This is a genomic window from Agrobacterium sp. CCNWLW32 (assembly GCF_037083425.1).
GTDB lineage: Bacteria > Pseudomonadota > Alphaproteobacteria > Rhizobiales > Rhizobiaceae > Agrobacterium > Agrobacterium radiobacter.
Map to the genome: position 1 here is coordinate 1 of NZ_JBAOJM010000031.1, position 4,392 is coordinate 4,392.

Here is a 4,392-nt window from a genome sequence, read left to right on the forward strand (position 1 = left end):
GATCATAATAACAATATCATGATATTGTTATTATGATCGATCGCCACTCAAATCTGAACTCCATTCCAATCAAGTCCATCTCACTCATATAGTTTCCGCGCATAACAATTCTCCATCCATATCAGCAAATTCAACATAAAATTCATATATTTACACGTAGTCGGCCCGCAATCCGCAAATTGCAGGTCCGTAAAAGTCAATTCTGCTCACGGATTCTCACCCGCCTTCAGTCACGCATATATAATCCATCGCAACATATATTTTATATGTTTTCTTGCTGGATATTACATAAATATATGTTTATGGGAGCCGCCCAGATCGCATCCGGCCTGCACTCTTCGTATCCACCAACGAATCCGCACTCTCCTTCTGGTTGTGTAAATATTGTTTCTTGAGCTGCCGATTTCGAATCTTTGCCCTCACATAAAGAGATCGTGCCCACCTCCTCCTCCCCAGGGCGGTATCTGCACGAGCAGCAAGGACGTACATCTCATAGAGACCCATTGAACACACCTTTCCTATCACGCGACGCAGTTGCGACCGTGTTGTGAGCTTCATCTCTTTTTTCCATCAGCCTTTCAGCTCGATGGGCATTGCAACGGGGCACTGAAAATTGCCGCCTGTGGAAAATAAAGACACTTATCAGTGCCCCGCCTCAGCGGTTTATGCCTGTCAGAGCGTGTCCTTCAGAAAATGCGTTTCGGAGAAATAGAGAGGCCCACCACAAACCAGATTCCATCTCTCCTCCGGTCATTGCCAGAGGGCTTTCCCTGTCAGACCCCGAAATATGAGAGCGACGTCTTCTCCCACAACCGGCGCTGGTTCAGCGCAAAACCGGAGCACTTACCGGTTCATCGCAGAACAGGCTTAGTATAGGCCAGGTAAACAGAGTGGGGATAACCATAGAGGAAAAAAGCCCTTCCCAACGGGCTGAGGACAAAGGCGGAAGGGAATAAAAGCACCAACTCGCTGGAAAATAAGGGGCTTTACGCCAAAATGCGCAAATCGAAACCAAAAACAAATTTTTACTTCTACATCATTCATGCCCACTTCTGGCTCGATGCGGAGGTAAAATAGCTGGGAGCTAGCAGGGGCCACGTTTATAAGTGTACTTAGCTTTCGGCCTCAATAACGTCGAAATGCCATCTAACAGCCTCGATGACTAGTTGGCCACAGGCGTTTACCGATTGTACTATGACGTCGCGAACGTGTGTTTCAATATTTTCGTCGGCGGCAATATCTAGTTTCAAAACCCCAAGCCAGTTCGGATGAACGGCTTCACAAAGCACGTCGTATGTTGCTTGAAGACTTTCGTCCTTCTTGTAGATGACCCGAAGGCAGTCGTTTATATGAACACCTTGGCCAGCACCAAACGTTTTCGTCGAGAAGAGATATTTTTCAGCTCGCTTAAGCGTATTTATATCCGGTTTTCTCGGATTCACATCTTCCGAGAAGGCTACAAACAGTGCGCAGGCCTCTATATTCGCGCGAGCGAAAAGGCTCGACTGTAGCCAGTGACGATCCGTGGCTGCGGAGATTGCACCAGCTCCGCAAATCAAGATACGATTCCTCAGCGAATTAATGAAGGACGTCAAGACCTTCCCGCCTCCAGTGAAAGTCCGCAGTTCGGGCGGCGGCTCCAAGCGGACGTTAGAAAGATAGTGGTAGGCATAGCTATAGTCTGACATCACTAACAGGCCCCGGCTAGCATCTTCAGCATCTCATAGGATGCTTTGTTGCGCGCCTTGATTTTTGTGCCTGCAACTCCCTTCGTAATGTGGCCAGCGTACTCAATCGAACACTCAAAAATCGGGGCATGACTTTGGCGCTTTTCAGTCAGCAGGCGGTATGAAACGTGAGATTCGAGGTCGGGTCGCTTATGCATACTCTCCAGCAGCATGGTCGTGAACGACAGGCCCGGATCGAACTCAGGAACAGTCGCGCCAATCTGAACCTGCGTCGAACGCCGCTCGAAAAATTTTTCAAATAACAAAGCCGCTTTTTCAAGACCGCATTCGCGATACTCAGAATAGATAACGCTCTGCACGATATCCCGCCTCTGTGCATCGCTCAGCGGATTCCGTGAGTTCCCGACCTGTGCGTGAAACCGCTCGATGACCGGAACCACAGCTTCTTTAACGATTGTTCGCTGTGTGAACCGATCGGTATGAGGACGCACTGTGATGAACGCTTCAAGCTGAGACCCGAAGAACGAATCTCGTTCGTTGTCTCTGAAACTTTCGCCTGGCACGAGATCGCTCCTCAACGTGAAGGATGCAGCTAGGCCTTCGACACTTTGACCAAAGCCAAGCGTGCCCCTAAGCTTCTCCGCGCTAGCGACTATCGATGGAGACAATCTCGCGAGATTCTGCCCGTACTTCCTTCTCCTAAAGTATTTATCTCGGATCAACTGCTGGAGACGTGGCCTATGGCTTCTTGACGTGGCTACCTTCTCAAGGAGATTAGCTGCTGCGCGCGCGGATACCTCGAGCTTCGACCCGCCTTCCACGGCAGAGGATTCTAGACCATCGGTTGACACAATACAGCTCATTACGGCGGCGTGGTCTGGTCCTCCGACTCGTTCGATCCGATACTGAGGCACTCTCAATCCAGCAGAATGGCAAAACTCCTGGAGCATCATCTTTGAATCACCGCAAACGATGTCGATGACGTCCTTACTGGCGATATCTACAGTCGGAATGTATTTTTCCACAATAAACGTTATTGCTTCATTCTCTGATTTGTTAGTGCCAAGATAGGTAACGAGTTTGTGGAAGGCGTCAACGATTACTTGTTTCGATACAACAGTGGACTTCTGGTCTATTGGCGGGCCGAAACCAAGAGTGACCCAAACTCGCTCGACAGTCTCACCCTTGGTGTAGTGATGAAGCACCGGACTCAACAGCCGCGGTGCGAAATTTGCATACGCGACTGATTTCGCTAGATGGTTTGATATCACGAACTTGAAGAGGAGATTTCCGTAAATCGGCAGAAGTTCCTGATGGCCGAAGGTCCGTCTTACGAGGCCGGTTTTGTCAGGAATCGCTCGTATCGCTTCTATGTCGGGTTGCCGCATCAGTACAGAGGCGAACTCCGGTCCCAAGTTTCCCAATACAGCACGAAACTTCTTCCAGTAGCGCTCGTAGTACTCGATGCAGGCTTTCTGCAACGACTCTGCGTTTTCAATACGTCGGACGAACTGTTGGGCCTCCGTCGAAAATGATAGAAGCTCACTCTCGTATATCGCGGATAGCTCGTCTTTAGGGGCATGCTTTGAAAACTGTGGATCATTCTCTTCCAGTATGGAAGCAACCAGTTCCCGGATGTCAGATGAGGTCTCTTCAGCCATTTTTAGACTTTAATGTTTCTGCACTTAGCCGCTTGCTGGCGACAATATCACCTTGTAGTTGCCAAATCTGCAAGAGCTTTCACTTCATGAGCGGTAATTTCAGCTCCGGTTTCCGTTTGGATAAGCCGCTAAAGCCGATAACCCCTAGCGTCGAGCGCCGTAAGATCTTCTCTCAAGCGTACGGCCATATCCATCCGCGCATGCAATATACTCATCACGCCCAGATCGCCGTTATCAAGCTCTCGGAAAAACAGGTAATGATGCTCATGCCTACTGAAATAAGCCTCGCGCATGATGTCACCGGGAACGGCAAGTCTTTGGGGAAGACGCCGCCAAAGCAGGTGGTTGTCACAGAGGCGCTGCAAATGCGCGTGGAGGCCACGTATATAGGTCTCAGGCTGCGCTTCGCCCCAAGCATCCACGGTGTCACGCCAAATTTTATCTTGTGCGGCGTCGGCAGCCGCATAAAAGCGGTAAGTTGCCATAACTAGCGACGCTTATTTCGGCCGATTACATCGTCAGCAGAGACGGCTATAAACTCGCTATCATCCGCGCGCATGGCGGGAGCCAGTTCCTTTCGCAAGGCCTCCCATGCTTCGTCGCGGGTTTGCAGGTCACGCCGGATAAGCGCTCTAATATACTCGCTCGCATTCTCATAAAGACCGTCATCACCAATCTGCTGCTGGATATGGTCTTGCAGCGCTCCGCTAACTTTGACGTGAATGCTACCTGACGGCATGACGTTTTCCTTTTTCTCTCCTCAACTATGGAAAGCGTAGCATATATTGTCAATATTCATCACAGGCTCCGGCAATTGGCGCATAAGTTGATAGCTCTTCGCGCCGGACACATTCACCTTCCGTGTGGTCGGTGACTGATTTCCAGTCAGGCTATGAATCTAGGAAATGTGGCCACGCACATGCACATCCGAACATTGTGCAACGCACAAAATTCGGAGGAATAGGTATGAAATTCGGATTTTTAGATACATATCATCCGAAAAAATTCGTCTAAAACTCTCCCAACTCAAGGAGAGAGACCAT

The 4,392-nt window shown here is 49.6% G+C and carries 4 protein-coding genes; all 4 read right to left on the reverse strand.

The genetic code is table 11. From position 1 onward, the window contains the following. Positions 1–1,112 precede the first annotated feature (1,112 nt). The 4 genes from V6R85_RS25925 to V6R85_RS25940 all read right to left on the reverse strand — a co-directional run bounded on the left by V6R85_RS25925 (position 1,113) and on the right by V6R85_RS25940 (position 4,088). A complete protein-coding gene (locus tag V6R85_RS25925) occupies positions 1,113–1,688 on the reverse strand; it encodes a hypothetical protein (RefSeq protein WP_112958807.1) in 576 nt (191 codons plus the stop codon). A gap of 2 nt (positions 1,689–1,690) precedes the next feature. Continuing rightward, complete coding sequence (locus V6R85_RS25930; protein WP_112958808.1) at positions 1,691–3,349, reverse strand: putative dsRNA-binding protein; 1,659 nt, start codon at positions 3,347–3,349, stop codon at positions 1,691–1,693. A gap of 128 nt (positions 3,350–3,477) precedes the next feature. Beyond that, complete coding sequence (locus V6R85_RS25935; protein ID WP_112958809.1) at positions 3,478–3,834, reverse strand: type II toxin-antitoxin system RelE/ParE family toxin; 357 nt, start codon at positions 3,832–3,834, stop codon at positions 3,478–3,480. 2 nt (positions 3,835–3,836) lie between these two features. Then, the gene (locus tag V6R85_RS25940; RefSeq protein ID WP_112958810.1) at positions 3,837–4,088 is read right to left on the reverse strand and encodes a ribbon-helix-helix domain-containing protein; all 252 of its coding nucleotides are present in this window, start codon (positions 4,086–4,088) and stop codon (positions 3,837–3,839) included. Between the last annotated feature and the right edge of the window lie 304 nt (positions 4,089–4,392).